At 63.5% G+C, this 19,063-nt stretch carries 15 protein-coding genes; 9 read left to right on the forward strand and 6 right to left on the reverse strand.

The window, feature by feature from the left end:
* Positions 1 to 3 precede the first annotated feature (3 nt).
* Entirely contained in the window at positions 4 to 705 is a 702-nt protein-coding gene (locus B3P22_RS16265) for an extensin family protein (protein WP_296271694.1), read from the forward strand.
* A gap of 183 nt (positions 706 to 888) precedes the next feature.
* Entirely contained in the window at positions 889 to 1,674 is a 786-nt protein-coding gene (locus B3P22_RS16270) for a class I SAM-dependent methyltransferase (RefSeq protein ID WP_296271695.1), read from the forward strand.
* 9 nt (positions 1,675 to 1,683) lie between these two features.
* Here the strand turns inward: B3P22_RS16270 and B3P22_RS16275 are convergent, their stop codons facing one another.
* Positions 1,684 to 2,319: a TetR/AcrR family transcriptional regulator gene (locus tag B3P22_RS16275; protein ID WP_296271696.1), complete on the reverse strand. Its 636-nt coding sequence runs from the start codon at positions 2,317 to 2,319 to the stop codon at positions 1,684 to 1,686.
* A gap of 148 nt (positions 2,320 to 2,467) precedes the next feature.
* On the opposite strand from B3P22_RS16275, the gene B3P22_RS16280 reads away from it, so the two are divergent.
* From B3P22_RS16280 to B3P22_RS16290, 3 genes are all read left to right on the forward strand, one after another.
* On the forward strand, positions 2,468 to 3,571 hold the full coding sequence (locus tag B3P22_RS16280) for an efflux RND transporter periplasmic adaptor subunit (RefSeq protein ID WP_296271697.1): 1,104 nt from the start codon (positions 2,468 to 2,470) through the stop codon (positions 3,569 to 3,571).
* 6 nt (positions 3,572 to 3,577) lie between these two features.
* Complete coding sequence (locus B3P22_RS16285) at positions 3,578 to 6,652, forward strand: efflux RND transporter permease subunit (protein WP_275545905.1); 3,075 nt, start codon at positions 3,578 to 3,580, stop codon at positions 6,650 to 6,652.
* A 168-nt stretch (positions 6,653 to 6,820) separates the two neighbouring features.
* Complete coding sequence (locus B3P22_RS16290) at positions 6,821 to 8,122, forward strand: MFS transporter (protein WP_275545904.1); 1,302 nt, start codon at positions 6,821 to 6,823, stop codon at positions 8,120 to 8,122.
* Positions 8,123 to 8,178: 56 nt separating this feature from the next.
* On the opposite strand, the gene bfr is transcribed toward B3P22_RS16290, so the two are convergent.
* From bfr to B3P22_RS16305, 3 genes are all read right to left on the reverse strand, one after another.
* Positions 8,179 to 8,649, reverse strand: a complete 471-nt coding sequence (gene bfr / locus B3P22_RS16295; RefSeq protein WP_197856265.1) for a bacterioferritin — start codon at positions 8,647 to 8,649, stop codon at positions 8,179 to 8,181.
* Positions 8,650 to 8,917: 268 nt separating this feature from the next.
* Complete coding sequence (gene glpD / locus B3P22_RS16300) at positions 8,918 to 10,447, reverse strand: glycerol-3-phosphate dehydrogenase (protein ID WP_275545903.1); 1,530 nt, start codon at positions 10,445 to 10,447, stop codon at positions 8,918 to 8,920.
* Positions 10,448 to 10,653: 206 nt separating this feature from the next.
* Positions 10,654 to 11,412 (reverse strand): DeoR/GlpR family DNA-binding transcription regulator, encoded by a 759-nt coding sequence (locus tag B3P22_RS16305; protein WP_275545902.1) that lies wholly within the window; start codon positions 11,410 to 11,412, stop codon positions 10,654 to 10,656.
* Positions 11,413 to 11,510: 98 nt separating this feature from the next.
* Between B3P22_RS16305 and ybaK the strand changes: the two genes are divergently transcribed.
* The 3 genes from ybaK to B3P22_RS16320 all read left to right on the forward strand — a co-directional run bounded on the left by ybaK (position 11,511) and on the right by B3P22_RS16320 (position 14,480).
* Complete coding sequence (ybaK, locus tag B3P22_RS16310; protein WP_275545901.1) at positions 11,511 to 11,981, forward strand: Cys-tRNA(Pro) deacylase; 471 nt, start codon at positions 11,511 to 11,513, stop codon at positions 11,979 to 11,981.
* 82 nt (positions 11,982 to 12,063) lie between these two features.
* On the forward strand, positions 12,064 to 13,551 hold the full coding sequence (gene glpK / locus B3P22_RS16315; RefSeq protein WP_275545900.1) for a glycerol kinase GlpK: 1,488 nt from the start codon (positions 12,064 to 12,066) through the stop codon (positions 13,549 to 13,551).
* A gap of 122 nt (positions 13,552 to 13,673) precedes the next feature.
* Positions 13,674 to 14,480, forward strand: a complete 807-nt coding sequence (locus B3P22_RS16320) for a PhzF family phenazine biosynthesis protein (RefSeq protein WP_275545899.1) — start codon at positions 13,674 to 13,676, stop codon at positions 14,478 to 14,480.
* On the opposite strand, the gene B3P22_RS16325 is transcribed toward B3P22_RS16320, so the two are convergent.
* Both B3P22_RS16325 and argF read right to left on the reverse strand, forming a co-directional pair.
* Entirely contained in the window at positions 14,481 to 15,587 is a 1,107-nt protein-coding gene (locus B3P22_RS16325) for an ABC transporter ATP-binding protein (protein ID WP_275545898.1), read from the reverse strand.
* Positions 15,584 to 16,504 (reverse strand): ornithine carbamoyltransferase, encoded by a 921-nt coding sequence (argF, locus tag B3P22_RS16330; RefSeq protein ID WP_275545897.1) that lies wholly within the window; start codon positions 16,502 to 16,504, stop codon positions 15,584 to 15,586. The genes B3P22_RS16325 and argF overlap by 4 nt, the downstream gene beginning before the upstream one ends.
* A gap of 358 nt (positions 16,505 to 16,862) precedes the next feature.
* Between argF and B3P22_RS16335 the strand changes: the two genes are divergently transcribed.
* Positions 16,863 to 18,971, forward strand: coding sequence for a molybdopterin oxidoreductase family protein (locus B3P22_RS16335; protein ID WP_275545896.1), 2,109 nt, complete (start codon positions 16,863 to 16,865; stop codon positions 18,969 to 18,971).
* Positions 18,972 to 19,063: the final 92 nt, after the last annotated feature.

Raw genomic sequence — 19,063 nt, forward strand, 5'->3', positions numbered from 1 at the left:
AACATGCTGATACGGATAATCGGTCGTTTGCTGTTTCTTTCCCTGCTGCTGGGCGCCGCACTGCTGGTGGCGCTCTGGCGTGGCTGGGTTGAGGTGGCGCCGCGTTTCAATCCCTGGGCGCCGCTGAACGTGCGAGAAGCGCCAAACCTGCTGACCTCATTCAAGCTCTGGCGACTGAGCGAGGATCGTGCGCTGTGCGACCTGGCCCTGGCGACGTCCGACCTGCGTTTCACGCGCCTGGATGACAGCACGCCGCACCCCGGCTGCCCGATTGAAAACGCCGTACGTATCCAGGGCGCTGACGTTGGCCTGAGCAGCAGCTTTATGGCCACCTGCCCGTTGGCGGTGAGTTTCGCCCTGTTCGAGCGCCATGGCTTGCAGCCCGCTGCGCAGGAGGTGTTCGGCCAGCCGGTCAGCCGTATCGAACACGTTGGCAGCTTCGCCTGTCGCAGCATCGCCGGCAGCCAGCGACCCAGCCAGCATTCCTATGCCAACGCGCTGGATATGGTCGGTTTTCGCCTGCGCGACGGCCAGCGCATCAGCGTGCTGCACGACTGGCCGGGGGAAGGCGACAAGGCGCGCTTTCTGCGTCTGGTTCGGGACGCGGCGTGCGACAGCTTCAACGTCACCCTGGGGCCGGAATACAATGCCGCCCACCGTGATCACTTTCACGTAGACATGGGCATGTGGCGGATGTGCCGCTAATAGCCGGTTTGCGAGTTATGGCTTGGGTGTGATCCGCTTGCGGCTGCACTGGCTTGCTGCTTCGGCACAGAGCGGATGTTCACACTCGATGCGGCTGTCGGCGGCCGGGTCTGGCAGAATGCCGCTCCTTCGATATTGGCCGAGCGGTCGACGCTTTGAGTGATTTTTGAGCAGAACTAACCCATGACCGACGAGCGGCACAACGCCAGCATTCGCATCCAAGCCCTCCACCCTCAGTACGCCGAAGCGGCGGCCCAGTGGGCGTCGCGCCTGGGCCTGGCACTCGAGGGGGAAACCGAGTTCGCCCTGCAACTGGGGGATGACGGGCTGCAGCTGGTCGAGTTGGGCGACAAGGCACCCGGCCCGGTGCGGGTGGATTTCGTCGAGGGTGCGGCGGCGCATCGACGTCAATTCGGTGGTGGCAGCGGGCAGATGATCGCCAAGGCGGTGGGCGTGCAATCGGGGATTCGCCCGCGCATTCTCGATGCGACCGCCGGGCTGGGGCGCGATGCCTTCGTGCTGGCCAGCCTGGGCTGCGACATGACGCTGATCGAGCGCCAGCCGCTGGTCGCGGCGCTGCTGGAAGACGGTCTGCAACGTGCTGCGCTGGATCTCGACGTGGCGCCCATCGCTGCGCGCATGCGCTTGCTCACTGGCAATGCCATCGAACTGATGCGCGCCTGGCAAGGTGAGCCGCCGCAGGTGATCTACCTCGACCCTATGTTCCCGCATCGCGACAAGAGTGCGCTGGTGAAGAAGGAAATGCGTCTGTTCCGCCCCTTCGTCGGTGACGATCTTGACGCGCCGGCGTTGCTCGAGGCGGCGCTGGCGCTGACCACCCATCGTGTGGTGGTCAAACGCCCGCGCAAGGCGCCGGCCATCGAAGGTGGCAAGCCCGGCTATGTGCTGGAAGGCAAATCCAGTCGCTACGACATCTATCCGAAGAAGAAATTGGAAGCCGGTGCCTAGAGTGCGCTGTCAGGGCCGATAAGCGCGCAGAAACAACTGTACCGCGTCCTGCACATGATGTTCCGCGGCGTCGCCCTGCAGCGGCTCACCACAGCCGATTAGCAGGCGGAAATGTGCGCCGCCCTTGAGCAGGCTGAAGAAATGATCGGCGGCCTGGCGCGGATCGTCCAGGCTCAGCAGGCCACGCCTGGCGGCCTTGTGCAGTAGCACTTCCATTTCTTCCTGCACCCGTTTAGGGCCGGCCTCGTAGAACACCTGCGACAGCTTGGAACCCTGGCTGGCCAGACTCACCATCATCCGGTGCATCTCCACCGATTCTCGGCTGTTGACCAGCGCCAGGAAACCGCGCGCGATTCCCAGCAACTGGCTTTCCAGCGGCACGTTATCTGGCAGCTCGAACAGCAGTTCCGGCAGCTGTTCCTCACACTTGGCCTTGATCGCCGCGGAGAACAGCGTCTCCTTGTCGGTGAAGTGGCTGTACACGGTCAGCTTGGAAACCCCGGCCTCGGCGGCGATGGCGTCCATGCTGCTGCCGTCGTAACCGTTTCGCAGGAACAGGCCCTTGGCCGCTTCCAGAATGGCGCGGCGTTTGGCGGGATCCTTCGGGCGACCGGGACCGGGAGGTTGTAACAACTTGTCTGGCATCAGCAGATTTTAATACTGGACTGGCGAGTTTGCTATTTTTACTATACCCGCCAGTACAAATATTCCAAAGGGCAACTCCGATAGCCTTGGCGCTGGTAGCGCCGTGAGCTTAGGGCCAGCCCCAAACCTTCTTCGAAAGGTCTTACTCATGTCCCGCCACGTTCTCCCCTTGATCGCTTCTCTGGGTCTGGTCTTTGTGTTGTCTGCCTGCGGCAATGGTGAGCAGATGGAGCAGCCGGTGCGTCCGGCCATGGTGGTGCAGCCGCAGCCGGCCACCGCCCTGGTCGACAGCTATCCGGGCGAGGTGCGTGCGCGCTACGAACCTGAGCTGGCCTTCCGCATCGCCGGCAAGGTGAGCAAGCGCATGGTGGATGTCGGCGATCGGGTGAAGAAGGACCAAGCACTGGCCGAGCTGGACCCGCAGGACGTACGTCTGCAGTTGGAAGCCACGCGCGCGCAGATGACGGCGGCCGAGGCCAACCTGCAGACCGTGCGCGCCGAGCGCGAACGCTACAAGGCGCTGCTCGGGCGCAATCTGGTCAGTCGCTCGCAGTTCGACAACGTCGAGAACCAGTACCGCGCCGGTGAAGCGCGCCTGAAACAGATCAAGGCCGAGTACGACGTGGCGCGCAACCAGACCGGCTATGCCGTATTGCGCGCCTCGCAGGATGGCGTGATCGCTCGCCGTGCGGTCGAGGTCGGGCAGGTGGTGGCCGCGGGGCAAACCGTGTTTACCCTGGCCGCCGATGGCGAGCGTGAAGTGTCGATCAGTCTGCCGGAGCAGAGCTTCGGTCGCTTCGAGATCGGTCAGGCGGTCGAGGTGGAGTTGTGGTCGCAACCCGATCAGCGCTTCCCTGGGCGCATTCGCGAGATGGCACCGGCTGCCGATCCGCAATCACGTACCTTCGCCGCTCGCGTCGCCTTCAGCGAAGGCAAGGTGCCGGCGGAGCTGGGGCAGAGCGCGCGCGTCTTCATCGCCAGCAACGGCGAGGTGCCGCTGGCCGTGCCGCTGTCGGCTCTCAGCGCCGAGCAGGGGCAGGCCTTCGTCTGGGTCATCGACCCCAGGGAGCACACCGTGCAGCGCCGACCGGTCCGCGTTGGCGCTTATGGTGACGACCGCGTGCCGGTGCTGGAGGGGCTTTCCGCATCCGACTGGGTGGTGGCCGCTGGCGTGCAGATGCTGCGCGAGGGGCTGAAAGTGCGCCCTGTTGATCGCGACAATCGCAATGTCGAATTGGCAGCCAAGGAGTAAGCGGGCATGAGCTTCAACCTGTCTGCCTGGGCGTTGCGTCATCGCCAGATCGTTCTCTACATCATGCTGCTGTTCGCCGTGGTGGGGGCGTTGTCCTACACCAAGCTGGGGCAGAGCGAAGACCCGCCTTTCACCTTCAAGGCCATGGTGATTCGCACCAACTGGCCGGGCGCGAGCGCCGAAGAGGTTTCGCGCCAGGTCACCGAACGCATCGAGAAGAAGCTGATGGAGACCGGCGAGTATGACCGCATCACCAGCTTCTCCCGCCCGGGTGAGTCGCAGGTCACCTTCATGGCGCGCGATTCCATGCGCAGCTCGCAGATTCCCGAGCTGTGGTACCAGGTGCGCAAGAAGATCAGCGATATTCGTCACACCTTGCCGCCCGGCATCCAGGGGCCGTTCTTCAACGACGAGTTCGGCACCACCTTCGGCAACATCTATGCGCTGACCGGCAACGGTTTCGACTATGCGGTGCTCAAGGACTATGCCGACCGCCTGCAATTGCAACTGCAGCGAGTCAGGGACGTTGGCAAGGTCGAGCTGGTGGGGCTGCAGGACGAGAAGATCTGGATCGAGCTGTCCAATACCAAGCTGGCGACTCTGGGTCTGCCGCTCTCCGCGGTGCAGCAGGCACTGGAGGCGCAGAACGCGGTGGCGGCTGCCGGCTTCTTCGAGACGTCCAGCGAGCGCATTCAGTTGCGCGTGACCGGGCGCTTCGAGTCCGTGCAGGAGATTCGTGATTTCCCCATTCGGGTTGGTGACCGCACCTTCCGCATTGCCGATGTGGCCGAGGTCAAGCGCGGGTTCAACGATCCACCTGCACCGCGCATGCGCTTCATGGGTGAGGACGCCATCGGCATTGCCGTGTCGATGAAGGACGGCGGCGACATCCTTGTGCTGGGCAAAGCGCTTGAGGGTGAATTCGCCCGCCTGCAGCAGACCCTGCCGCTGGGCATGGAGCTGCGCAAGGTGTCGGATCAGCCGGCGGCGGTGAAGGCCGGCGTGGGCGAGTTCGTCAAGGTACTGGTCGAGGCGCTGGTGATCGTGCTCGCGGTCAGCTTCTTCTCCCTGGGCGTGCGCACCGGCCTGGTGGTGGCGCTGGTGATCCCGCTGGTGCTGGCGATGACCTTTGCCGCCATGTACTACTTAGGCATCGGCCTGCACAAGATCTCGCTCGGCGCGCTGGTGCTCGGCCTGGGCCTGCTGGTGGACGATGCGATCATCGCGGTGGAGATGATGGCGATCAAGATGGAACAGGGCTATGACCGCTTCAAGGCGGCCAGTTTCGCCTGGACCAGCACCGCGTTTCCCATGCTTACCGGCACGCTGATCACCGCCGCGGGCTTTCTGCCCATCGCCACCGCGCAGTCCGGCACGGGCGAGTACACCCGTTCCATCTTCCAGGTGGTGGCCATCTCGCTGATCGCCTCGTGGATCGCCGCGGTGATGTTTGTGCCCTATCTGGGCGACAAGCTGTTGCCGGACCTGGCCAAGCTGCACGCGGCGAAACATGGCGGCAGCGATGGGGGCCATGACCCCTATTCGACGCCGTTCTACCGCCGCGTGCGCGCCACGGTCCAGTGGTGTGTGCGCCGTCGCGGCATTGTCATCCTGCTGACCATCGGCTTGTTCATCGGCTCGGTATTGCTGTTCCGCTTCGTGCCACAACAGTTCTTCCCGGCTTCCGGCCGCCTGGAGCTGATGGTCGACATCAAGTTGGAGGAGGGCGCCTCACTGAGCGCCACGGAGGCCGAGGTGCGTCGCCTGGAGCAACTGCTCAAGGAGCAGCCGGGCATCGACAACTATGTCGCCTATGTCGGCACCGGCTCACCGCGTTTCTACCTACCGCTGGATCAGCAGTTGCCTGCGGCGAGCTTCGCCCAGTTCGTGGTGCTAGCGTCGAGCATCGAGGAGCGCGAGCGCCTGCGTACCTGGCTGATCCAGACGATGAACGACCAGTTCCCTGCGCTGCGCAGCCGCGTCAGCCGCCTTGAGAACGGCCCGCCGGTGGGCTATCCGGTGCAGTTCCGCGTCAGCGGCGAGCATATCGCCGAGGTGCGCGCTCTGGCTCGTCAGGTGGCGGACAAGGTGCGCGAGAACCCGCATGTGGTGAACGTGCACCTGGACTGGGAGGAGCCGAGCAAGGTGGTGATCCTCAATATCGATCAGGATCGCGCGCGAGCGCTGGGGGTCAACACCGCCGAGCTGTCGCGCTTTCTGCAGGGCTCGCTGTCCGGCACCAGCGTCAGCCAGTACCGCGAAGGCAATGAGCTGATCGAGATTCTCCAGCGCGGCACACCGCAGGAACGCAAGGCGCTGAGCTTGCTGCCGAGTCTCGCGGTGCCGACCGACAGTGGGCGCAGCGTGGCCCTGTCGCAGGTGGCGACGCTGGAATACGGTTTCGAGGAAGGCATCATCTGGCATCGCAACCGCCTGCCCAACGTCACCGTGCGTGCCGACGTCTACGGCAGCCAGCAGCCGGCCAGCCTGACCCAGCAGATCCTGCCGACGCTGGAACCGATCCGCGCCGAGTTGCCGGATGGTTACCTGCTGGAGGTGGGCGGTACGGTGGAGGACTCGCAGCGCGGGCAGAAATCGGTGAACGCCGGTATCCCGCTGTTCATCGTGGTGGTGCTGACGCTGCTGATGCTGCAGCTCAGGAGCTTCTCGCGTTCGGCCATGGTGTTTCTCACCGCGCCGCTGGGGCTGATCGGCGTGACGCTGTTCCTGCTGATCTTCCGCCAGCCGTTCGGTTTCGTCGCCATGCTCGGCACCATCGCCCTGGCCGGGATGATCATGCGCAACTCGGTGATTCTGGTGGATCAGATCGAGCAGGACATCAGCCATGGCCTGGATCGCTGGCATGCCATCATCGAGGCCACGGTGCGGCGCTTCCGCCCCATCGTACTGACGGCGCTGGCCGCTGTGCTGGCGATGATTCCGCTATCGCGCAGCGTGTTCTTCGGGCCGATGGCGGTGGCCATCATGGGCGGTCTGGTGGTCGCCACGGCACTGACTCTGCTGTTCCTGCCGGCGCTCTACGCGGCCTGGTTCCGGGTCAAGGAAAGCGAGGCCCGCTAGCGCTACAGACGCGTTCGCGCGTTTCGCGGCAAAGCGCCCGGCGGACATGGCGGGGCAGGTGGCGGATATGGATAATGCGCGGTTTTCGCTGGCCCCGCCCGGGGCCGACGGGACGCCATCGTCCCGTGTTCGTCGGACGGCGCTGCTGCCGTCCCGTCTGGAGTCGTCATGTTCAGCCCGCTCGTCACCTTCCCGGCCCTGTATAGCGCCACCTTACTCATGCTGGCCGGTTCGGGGCTGTTCAGCACCTACATGGGGCTGCGCCTGACCGAGGAGGGAGCGGGCGACGCCTGGGTTGGCGGCCTGATGGCGGCCTATTACTTCGGCCTGGTATGCGGCGGCAAGTTCGGCCATAAGCTGATCGCCAGCGTTGGCCATATTCGCTCCTACGTCGCCTGCGCCGGCCTCGCCACGGTGATCGTGCTGCTGCATGTGCTGGTCGAGCGCCTGGAGGTCTGGCTGCTGCTGCGTTTCGTGATGGGCGCGGTGATGATGAACCAGTACATGGTGATCGAGAGCTGGCTCAACGAGCAGTCCGAAAACCACATGCGCGGCAAAGTTTTCGCCGGCTACATGGTGGCTGTGGACCTGGGCCTGGTGGTCGGCCAGGGCCTGCTGGCGATGAGCCCGACTCTGGATTACAAGCCGCTGGTGCTGGTGGCGATGTGCTTCGCCTCCTGCCTGATCCCGCTGGCCGTGACCCGTCGCGTGCACCCGGCCAAGCTGGTGGCTGCGCCGCTGGAAATCGGTTTTTTCTGGAAGCGTGTGCCACAGGCGCTGGGCAGTATTTTCGTCGCCGGACTGATGGTCGGCGCCTTCTACGGCCTGGCGCCGGTCTACGCCAGCCGCAGCGGGCTGGACACCACGCAGGCGAGCCTATTCGTGGCCATGTGCATCATCGCCGGCTTCTGTGCGCAGTGGCCGCTGGGCTGGCTGTCCGATCGTCTGGACCGCAGCTGGTTGATTCGTGGCAACGCCATCCTGCTGTGCCTGACCGCCATTCCCATGTGGGGGCTGTTCGACCTGCCGTACTGGCTGTTGCTGGCCAACGGCTTCGTCACCGGCATGTTGCTGTTCACCCTGTACCCACTGGCCGTGGCGCTGGGTAACGACCACGTCGAGCAATCACGCCGGGTGGCGCTGTCGGCCATGCTGCTGACCACCTATGGCGTTGGCGCCTGCATCGGCCCGTTGTTGGCAGGTTTCATGATGCAGCACTTCGGACCGGGCATGTTCTACATGCTGGTATCGCTCTATGCCGTGGTGCTGATCTTCTGGGTGCAGCCCAAGCGCGTTACCGGCCAGCATCGGGTCGACGAGGCGCCGCTCAGCCACGTGCCAATGCCGGATACGGTCAGCCCCATGGCCGCAGCGCTCGACCCGCGTGTGGACGAAGTGCCGGAAGAACTGCTAGTGGAAGCGCCAGCCAGCATCGGTCGTTCCGATGGCGAGCCGGACCCACAGAAATAAGCGCACGCAACGAAAAACGGGAGCCATCGGCTCCCGTTCTTTATCCAGTGGCGGACTTATTCGTCCATCTGCGATTGCAGGTAATTCTGCAGGCCGACGGCTGCGATCAGGCTTAGTTGGGTTTCCAGCCAGTCGATATGATCTTCTTCGGAGCAGAGAATCTCTTCGAGCAACTCGCGGCTGGCATAGTCACCGATGCTTTCGCAGTAGGCGATGGCGGCCTTGAGGTCGGCATGCGCCTTGTGCTCGATCTGCAAATCGCACTGGAGCATTTCCTGGGTGTTTTCGCCGATCAGAATCTTGCCCAGGTCCTGCAGATTGGGAATGCCTTCGAGAAAGAGAATGCGCTTGATCAGCTTGTCGGCGTGCTTCATCTCGTCGATGGACTCGTGGTACTCGTGCTCGCCGAGTTTTTTCAGGCCCCAGTCTTCATACATACGCGCATGCAGGAAGTACTGGTTGATGGCGACCAGTTCGTTACCAAGAATCTTGTTCAGGTGTTGAATGACCTTCTTGTCGCCTTTCATGACCGCTCCAGCTGTTTCAATGACCGTGATGGCTTTGAATTTTCTGTCGAGTTCTTTCCGCTGTCAAACCTAAGTTCTTGAAACATAAGTAAAAATAAAACTGAATAAGAATGTTTTTATTCCGCAACTTGGCGCCAAGTTATTGAAAAGGCGTAATAAAAAAGTTGCTGGAAGTTCTACTGCGGCTAAATCGCCTAAAAAGATGAGTGTTTTTATTTTTCAGCGGCCATAAAAAAGCCCCGCAAAGCGGGGCATGAGCACGCAGAATTCAGGCGGCGTGAGCGGAGTGCGGGTCTTGGCTGTCCAGGTAGTCCTGCAGGCGGGCCTGCTGTATTGGCGTCATGAACAGCCCCAGCTTGCTGCGCCGCCAAAGGATGTCGGCGCTGCTGCGCGCCCATTCTTCGCGGCGCAGATAATCCACTTCGCGGGTATAGAGGCCGGCGCCAAGGTGTTCGCCGAGGTCGGCGAGGTTGTGCACGCCTTCGAGCAGGCGCCAGGTGCGGCTGCCGTAAGTGGTGGCCCAGCGTCTGGCCAGGCTAGAAGGCAGCCAGCCATGACGTTCGCACAGAGCCTCGACCAAGGCGCTCTGGCTTTGCAGATCTTCGCCACCCGGCAGCGGTGCACTGGCCGTCCAGCTTGGGCCCAGGTGACTGAAGTAGGGTGCCAGTTGTTGTATGGCCGACTCGGCCAGCTTGCGGTAGGTGGTCAGCTTGCCGCCGAACACCGAGAGCAACGGCGCTTCGCCCGGCGTACCGGAGAGCGACAGGGTGTAATCGCGGGTGATGGCCGACGGCTCATCGGACTCGTCATCGCACAGCGGGCGCACGCCAGCGAAGCTGTGCAGGACGTCGGCCCGGCCGAGCTGTTGTTTGAAGTGGTCATTGACCACCTTGAGCAGGTAATCGGTTTCTTCGGCGGTGATCGCCACCTGGGCGGGGTCGCCCTGATATTCGCGGTCGGTGGTACCGATCAGGGTAAAGCGCTCCAGATAGGGGATGGCGAAGACGATGCGGCGATCTTCGTTCTGCAGGATGTAGGCCTGTTCGCCGTCGTACAGGCGCGGTACGACGATATGGCTGCCCTGGATCAGGCGGATGCCATAGGGCGACTGCTGCTTGAGGTCTTCACGGATGAAGCGCGCGACCCAGGGGCCGGCTGCGTTGACCAGTGCCCGGGCGCGAATCGACAGCAGGCTGCCGTCGTTGCGCTCCAGATGAATATGCCACAGGCCTTTACTGCGTCGGGCGCTGACGCAACGCGTACGTGGGTGAATGTGCGCGCCCTTGTCCCGCGCGGCCATGGCGTTGAGTACCACCAGACGGGCATCGTCCACCCAGCAGTCGGAATATTCGAAGCCGCGGCTGATCTCGGGTTTCAGCGGGCTGCCGGCACCGAAGCGCAGGCCGCGCGAGGCGGGCAGGCGCTCACGCTTACCCAGGTGGTCGTAAAGGAACAGACCAGCACGGATCATCCAGGCCGCACGTAGGTGCGGGCGGTGCGGCAGGATGAAGCGCATCGGCTTGACGATATGCGGCGCCTTGGCCAGCAGCACCTCGCGCTCTGCCAGGGCTTCGCGTACCAGGCGGAACTCGTGGTGCTCCAGATAGCGCAGGCCGCCGTGGATCAGCTTGCTGCTGGCAGAGGAGGTGTGGCTGGCCAGGTCGTCCTTTTCGCAAAGGAACACGGACAGGCCGCGACCGGCTGCATCGGCTGCGATGCCCACGCCATTGATACCGCCGCCAACGACGGCGAGGTCATAGACTTCCGCAACGGGGCTGGTGAATGGATCGTGGGGCATAGGGCACGCTCGGCTATTGGATTCGAATGTGTTTATGTTCACTTTCGAAAATATGCTAGACGAAGATGCGCAGCTTCGCTACCCCGGCACGCGATTGCGCGCCGAGCGGTAGGGGAAGGATCGGGTTTGTTGTAGGGCGGGTGTAACCCGCCGAGACGTTGCTGTCGGGTTGCACCCGCCCTATGCGATAGTCGTCGAGAGGCCAATCAGACCAGATCGAGCTGGACCTTGTGGCTGTGCAGCAGGCGGGTGATGGCAGCGGAGGGGGCGCTGTCGGTGAAGACGCGGTCGACCAGAGCGATGGAGCCCAGGCGCACCACGGCGTTACGCCCGAACTTGCTGGAGTCGGCGGCGAGGAAAACCTGACGCGCATTGTCGATGATGGCCTGTGAAACGCGGACTTCCTGATAGTCGAAATCGAGTAGGCTGCCATCTTCGTCGATGCCGCTGATGCCGACGATGGCGTAATCGACCTTGAACTGCTGGATGAAATCCACCGCGGTCTGGCCAACGATGCCGCCGTCACTGCGCACCGTGCCGCCAGCTACCAGCACCTCGAAATCGGCTTTGGCGCTGAGCTGGGCGGCGACGTGCAGGTTATTGGTGATGATCTTCAGTCCCTTGTGATTCTGCAGTTCGCGGGCAATGGCTTCGGTGGTGGTGCCGATGTTGATGAACAGCGAGGCGTGGTCGGGTATCTGCGCCGCCACGGCCTCGGCGATACGTTGTTTCTCCTCGCGCATCTGCCCGGCGCGCATGCCGTAGGCGGTGTTCTGAATGCTCGAGGCTTCGCAGGCGGCACCGCCATGGGTGCGGCGCAACAGGCCGTGTTCGGCCAGCTGATTGATGTCGCGGCGGATGGTCTGCGGGGTGACGGCGAACGCCTGGGCCAGTTCGTCGATGCTGACGTAGCCGCGCTCGCGGGCGAGATTGAGGATGTCCTGCTGTCGGGGAGCGAGATTCATGAGCGCTTCCTGTGATGGTCAGCCATTATAGGCTGTAGATGCGGAGGATTGCGGCCTGTTAAGGTAGGACATCTTTCACAGCGTTTTCACATTCGAACATGACTCCCGCAATCGATCTGTTGAAGAAGGCCAAGGCCGAACACCGTGTGCACAGTTACCAGCACGATCCCAAGGCGCCGTCCTACGGGCTGGAAGCGGCGGAAAAGCTGGGGCTGGCGCCCGAGCGCGTGTTCAAGACCTTGCTCGCGGCCACCGAGAAAGGCGAACTGCTGGTAGCCGTGGTGCCGGTAGGTGGCAGCCTCGATCTCAAGGCGCTGGCCGCAGCGGCCGGGGCGAAAAAGGCCGACATGGCCGACCCCAATGCAGCGCAGCGCGCCACCGGTTATCTGGTCGGCGGCATCAGCCCGCTGGGACAGAAGAAGCGCCTGCGCACCTTCATCGATGAGTCGGCGCGTCTGCATTCCACCATTCATGTCAGCGGCGGGCGGCGTGGGCTGGAGCTCGAGCTCTCGGCCGACACCCTGGCCCAGCATACTCAAGGACACTTTGCCGCTATCGGCAAAGCCTGAGTCGCGCAGTATGCTGCAAGCAAAATAAGTCATCCTGCGGTCAACTGCAGCGATCGTTGGCAATAACAACAAGGAACCTTGCATGTCTCAATACCTGCTAGCCATCGACCAGGGCACCACCAGCTCCCGCGCCATCATCTTCAGTGCTCAGGGCTTGCCGGTGGCGCGTGCTCAGCAGGAGTTCAAGCAGTACTTCCCGCAGGATGGCTGGGTCGAGCACGACGGCCAGGAGATCTGGCTGTCCACGCTAAAGGTCTGCCGTGACGCCATCGCCAGCAGTGGTCTGCAGCCCGAGGCGATCGCCGCCATCGGCATCACCAACCAGCGTGAAACCACGCTGGTCTGGGATGCTGCGACCGGCACGCCGATCCATCCGGCCATCGTCTGGCAAGATCGGCGCACCGCCGACTATTGCGCCGGGCTCAAGGAAAAAGGCCACGAAGCGATGGTCTCGGCCAAGACAGGTCTGCTGATCGACCCGTATTTTTCCGCCACCAAGCTGCGCTGGATTCTGCACAACGTGCCAGGCGCACAGGAGCGGGCGGAGCGCGGCGAGCTGCGTTTCGGTACGGTCGACAGCTTCCTGCTGTGGCGCCTGACCGATGGCAAGGTGCACCGTACCGGTGCCAGCAATGCCTCGCGTACGCTGATGTTCAACATTCATACCCAGCAGTGGGACCAAGAGCTGCTCGAGCTGTTCGGCATTCCTGCCAGCCTGCTGCCGGAAGTGCTCGACTGCGCCGCCGAGTTCGGCCATACCGAACACGAATTGCTCGGCGCCAGCATCCCGGTGCTGGGCATGGCCGGCGACCAGCAGGCGGCCCTGATCGGCCAGGCCTGCTTCAAACCCGGTATGGTCAAGAGCACCTATGGCACTGGCTGCTTCATGATTCAGAACACCGGCGAGCAGCCGGTGAGTTCGAAGAACCGTCTACTGACCACGGTGGGCTATCGCCTCGATGGCAAGGTCACCTACGCGGTCGAAGGCAGTATCTTCGTTGCCGGCGCCGCCGTGCAGTGGCTGCGCGACGGCATCAAGCTGATCAGTCATGCGCGCGAAAGCGAGGCCCTGGCCGAGGCGACGGGGGAGGCCTGCGGCGTCTATCTGGTGCCGGCCTTCACCGGTCTGGGCGCGCCTTACTGGGACCCGAAGGCGCGTGGTGCCATCTTCGGCCTGACCCGCGATACCGGGATCAAGGAGATCGTCACTGCCGGGCTGCAGTCGGTGTGCTACCAGACTCGCGACCTGCTCGAGGCCATGCGCCAGGACGGGGCGGCGGCGCCCAGTGCGCTGCGTGTGGACGGCGGCATGGTGGAAAACAACTGGGTCATGCAGTTTCTCGCCGATGTTCTCGGCGTCAGTGTCGAGCGGCCCGAAGTCACCGAGACCACTGCGCTCGGCGTCGCCTATCTGGCAGGGTTGAAACTCGGGCTATATCGCGACCTCGATGCCATCGCCAGTCACTGGCATCGCCAGCAGCGTTTCGAACCGCGGATGAACGACGCTCATCGTGAGCACCTCTACGCCGGCTGGCTGGATGCAGTGAAGCGGGTACGCAGCGAGCCCTGATCCGGCCCGTAGGTGCGGCTTCTGCCGCGAAGCCTCAGGGCATCTGGAAAACAGAAACTGTATCTGTTGCAGGTTAACTGGCGCAGGCATGCTGACGCTTCTCATCTGGCCAGGAACGCATCATGCCGCTCGCTTTTCATCAAGTTGACGCTTTTACCGAGCAACCTTTCGCGGGCAATCCCGCCATGGTTTATCGCCTGGATGCCTGGCTGGACGAGCCTTTGATGCAGCGTATCGCCGCCGAGCACAACCTGGCCGAGACGGCATTCGTGGTGAAGGAGGGGGAGGCCTGGCATATCCGCTGGTTCACCCCGACCAGCGAGGTGCCGCTGTGTGGCCATGCGACCCTGGCCAGCGCCAAGGTGCTGTTCGATCTCTATCACGAGGCGGGCGACGTACTGCAGTTCACCTGCCTGTCCGGCGCGTTGCGCGTAACTCGCCGGGGGGAGCGGCTGGAGCTGGATTTCCCTGTGCGTCCAGTGGTGCCGGTGGTTGCGTCGCTGCAAGCCGAGGTCGAGCGCGCGCTGGGACAGCCCGCGCAGCAGGTGTTGGCTCTGCTCAATGCCGATGGCAGCGTGCAGGAATTGATGGTGGTGCTGGCGTCCGAGGCGCAGGTGCGCGGCTTCACTCCCGATCTGCCGGCGCTCGCGGCATTACCGGGCCTTGGCGTGCTGATCACCGGGGCGGGCGAGCGGCATGACTTCGTCTCGCGTTACTTCGCGCCTGCCATCGGCATCGACGAAGACCCGGTGACCGGTTCGACACACTGCATGCTGGTGCCGTACTGGGCCGAATGCCTGGGGCGCAGCGAGCTCAGCGCCTTTCAGTGCTCGGTACGCGGCGGTGAGTTGCTCTGCCGTCTCGACGGTAGCCGGGTGAAGATCGCGGGCCACGCGCGGCATATCGCCAGCGGCCAGCTGATGCTCTGATCAGTTGCTGCTGACCCGGCGCACACCGCCGGAATCGCTCAGTTGCAACTGCGCCGCCACGCTGCCCAGGGCCGGGAAGGCCACCAGGTGATCGGCGGCGATGCGGATGCCCACCTCGTCGCCTGGCTGGTGGTCGGCATGGCTGGGGAAGATCGATTCCAGCTGGCTGCCGGTGGGCAGTTGCAGGCGATACAGGGTCGCGGCGCCGAGGAAGGTCTTGCCGACGATGCGTGCCTTCAGATGGCTGCCTTCATCGGCGACGATGTCATCCGGGCGCAGCAGCACATCCACCGCGCTGCCTTGTGCCCAGGTGTAGGCGCGGTTGCCGCAGATCACGCCGAGCTCGGTCTGTACCGTGTCCGGGCTGAGCAACTGGCCGCGGATGAAATAGCCCTGACCGATAAAGCTGGCGACGAAGGGCGTGAGCGGCTCGTGATAGAGGTTGAAGGGCGTGTCCCATTGTTCCAGGCGGCCGCCCTGGAATACGCCGACATGATCGCTGACCGCGAAAGCCTCTTCCTGATCATGGGTGACCAGAATGGCGCTGGTGCCGCGGGTCTTGAGGATATCGCGGACCTCGTGACTCAGGCGCCGGCGCAACTCGCCATCGAGGTTGGAAAAGGGTTCGTCGAGCAGCAGCAGCTTCGGTTCCGGCGCCAGGGCGCGGGCCAGGGCGACACGTTGTTGCTGCCCACCTGAGAGTTCGTGCGGGTAGCGCTTGGCCAGGTTGCCGAGCTTGACCAGCTCCAGCAGCTCCTGGGTGACGCGCTCGGCGTTGGCTTGCTTGCGGATGCCGAAGGCGACGTTCTCCGCCACGCTGAGGTGGGGGAACAGAGCGTAATCCTGAAACACCATGCCGATCTGGCGTTTTTCCGGTGCCAGGGTGAAACCGGCGCGGGAGATGATCTCGCCGTCGAGTTCGATCTCACCTTCGAGCACCGGCTCGAAACCGGCGATGGCGCGCAGCGTGGTGGTCTTGCCGCAGCCCGATGGGCCCAGCAGGCAGCCGATATCGCCAGCGTTGAGGTGCAGGTCGAGATCCTGCACCACCTTGTGGTTCTGGTAGCCGCAGTTCAGTCCGCGTAGCTGCAGCAGCGGCTGGCTCATGCGTGGTGGTACGCCGGTTCGACCAGCAGTTCGAGCAGCGCCTTCTGCGCGTGCAGGCGGTTTTCGGCCTGATTCCAGGCAACCGAGCGCGTGTCGTCGAGCATGTCGAGGCTGATTTCCTCACCGCGGTGCGCCGGCAGGCAGTGCATGAACAGCACATCTGGTGCGGCGTTATCGAGCAGTGCGGGGGTGACCTGATAAGGGCGGAACAGTGCCATGCGTTGTTCGGCTTCGTCTTCCTGGCCCATGGAGGCCCATACGTCGGTGCTCACCAGATGGGCGCCGGCCACGGCTTCGCGTGGGTCACGCAGCACCTGCACGCGGTCACCGGCCAGCGCGAGGAAGCGCGCGTCCGGTTCGTAACCCTCGGGGCAGGCAACCTTGAGCTGGAAGTCGAACTGAATCGCCGCTTCGATATAGGAGTTGCACATGTTGTTGCCGTCGCCGATCCAGGCCACCGTCTTGCCGGCGATGCTGCCGCGATGCTCGAGGAAGGTCTGCATGTCGGCCAACAGCTGGCAGGGATGCAGATCATCGGACAGGCCGTTGATCACCGGTACTTTCGATTTGGCGGCGAATTCGGTGAGGTTGCTGTGGGCGAAGGTACGGATCATCACTGCATCGAGCATGCTCGACATGACGATGGCCGCGTCGCCGATCGGCTCGCCACGACCCAGCTGGGTGTCGCGCGGCGAGAGGAAGATGGCCTGGCCGCCGAGCTGGATCATGCCGGCTTCGAACGACAGACGGGTGCGGGTCGAGGCCTTCTCGAAGATCATGCCCAGCACGCGATTCTTCAGCGGCTCGAACAGTACGCCGCGGTTGCGCAGGTCCTTCAGCTCGATGGCTCGGCGGATCAACCCCACCAGTTCGTCCGGTGTGTAATCCATCATCGAGAGGAAGTGTCTGACGCTCATCGTTAACTACCTTTATCACTACAGTTCGCAAGCCTGTGCCCGGTGACAAAACCGACAAAAACAGCAGAGCTTGCGGCAGGAGGCCGCAGGGTGCGACGAAACAGGGGAAGGCGCGATCCTATAAGGAAATGACGAGACGGCGCAAGTTGCCGCCCGCGAGCGCGCAGAATCCTGTTTTACAAGCCTTTTTGCCAAAGCTTTGGCGCCAGCGATATCGAAGACTTCAGCGCCTGAATCGGCACCCATGATGCCTGCCGATTCACGGGACGAACGCTGCTGGCGTCGTCCCCAGGCTCGGCCCATAGTGCGAAACCTGCGACCTGACCGGTCGTCTCGGATCAGAACAAGAGGCCAGGCCATGACCAAGTCCCTCCATTACCGTGCGTGCCACCTGTGCGAAGCCATCTGCGGCCTTGCCATCGAAACCGAAACTCAGCCTGACGGCACCATGCAGATCCGCTCGATCAAGGGCGATGCGCAGGACAGCTTCAGCCGTGGCCATATCTGCCCCAAGGCGGTGGCGCTGCAGGATATCCAGAACGATCCCAATCGCATTCGCCAGCCCATGCGCCGTATCGGCGAGCAGTGGCAGGCCATCGACTGGGATGAGGCGTTCGAGCTGGTGGCGGAGCGCCTGAGCGCCATCCAGGCCGAGCACGGGCAGAACGCCGTGGCCGTTTATCAGGGCAACCCCAGCGTGCACAACTACGGGTTGCTGACTCACAGCAACTACTTCCTTGGCCAGATGAAAACCCGCAATCGCTTCTCGGCCACCTCGGTCGACCAGCTGCCGCACCACCTGACCAGTCTCCTGATGTATGGCCACGGCCTGCTGATCCCGATTCCCGATATCGATCACACCGACTTCATGCTGATCCTCGGCGGCAACCCCCTGGCCTCCAACGGCAGCATCATGACCGTGCCGGACGTGGAAAAGCGCCTGAAGGCCATCCAGGCTCGTGGCGGCAAGCTGGTGGTGGTCGACCCGCGGCGCAGTGAAACCGCGGCCATCGCCGATCAGCACCTGTTCGTGCGCCCCGGCAGCGATGCCGCGCTGCTGCTGGCGCTGCTCAACACCCTGTTCGAGGAGGGCCTGACCCGCGACAGCCATCTGCCGGTGGAAGGGCTGCAGCAGGTGCGCGCGGCGATCGCCGACTTCCACGCCGAGGCGATGAGCGCTCGCTGTGGTGTGCCGGCTGAGACCATTCGGCAACTGGCGCGTGATTTTGCCGCAGCCGACAAGGCGGTGTGCTACGGCCGTATGGGGGTGTCCACCCAGGCTTTCGGCACGATGTGCCAATGGCTGGTGCAACTGATCAATCTGGTGACCGGCAATCTGGACCGCGTCGGCGGCGTGCTTTGCACCTCGCCGGCGGTGGATCTGGTGGCGAGTACTTCCGGGGGCCATTTCAATCGCTGGCAGAGCCGCGTGGCCGGCCTGCCGGAATATGGCGGCGAGCTGCCTGTCTCGGCGCTGGCCGAAGAGATGCTCACCCCCGGTGAAGGGCAGATCCGCGCGCTGGTCACGGTAGCCGGCAACCCGGTGCTGTCGACGCCCAACGGGCGCCAATTGGAGCGGGGGCTGGACGACCTGGATTTCATGCTCTCGGTGGATTTCTACATCAACGAAACCACCCGTTACGCCGACCTGATCCTGCCGCCGACCGCGCCGCTGGAGCATGATCATTACGACACCACCTTCAATGTGTTCGCGGTGCGTAATGTCACCCGTTTCAACGAGGCTGTGCTGGCCAAGCCGGACGGCGCACTGCACGACTGGGAAATTTTCGTCGGTCTGGCCAAGGCCTTTGCCGCGCGCAACAACCTTGAACTGAAGCCGACCATGGCGCCGGAGCAGATGATCGACATGGGTCTGCGCTTCGGCGCCTATGGTGATCGCAGCGAGCACAAGCTTAGCCTGGCCAGCTTGCGCGAGCATCCCCATGGTCTCGACCTGGGACCTCTGCAACCGAACCTGGCGGCACGGCTGAAAACTCCGAGCAAGGCCGTGCAGGCGGCGCCCGAGCCGTTGCTGGCGGACCTGGCGCGCTTTGCCGGGCAGGAGCAGCCTGGCGCTAATGAACTGCTGCTGATCGGCCGCCGCCATGTGCGCAGCAACAATTCCTGGATGCACAACTATCACCGTTTGGTAAAGGGCAAGCCGCGTCATCAGTTGCTGATGAACCCGGCGGACCTGGCCAGTCGTGGCCTGGCCGATGGGCAGCGGGTACAGGTGCGTTCGCGCGTCGGCAGCATCGAAGTGGAGGTGGCGGCCAGCGACGAGGTGATGGCCGGTGTGGTCAGTTTGCCGCATGGTTGGGGCCACGCCCGGCCGGGCGTGCAGTTGGACATCGCCCGTGCCCAGCCCGGCGCCAGCGCCAATGACCTGACCGACGACCGCCGCCTCGATGCACTGTCCGGCAATGCGGTGCTCAATGGCGTGCCGGTTGAGGTGGTGGCTGCTTAGTTCGAATACGATCCGGGGTCGTATTGAGGCAATGTGGCGACGGCAAGGCCGAGCATTATGCTCGGCTTTTCGCTACAATCGCGCCACCGTGG

It is taken from the genome of Pseudomonas sp. UBA6323 (genome assembly GCF_002439135.1).
Taxonomy (GTDB): domain Bacteria; phylum Pseudomonadota; class Gammaproteobacteria; order Pseudomonadales; family Pseudomonadaceae; genus Aquipseudomonas.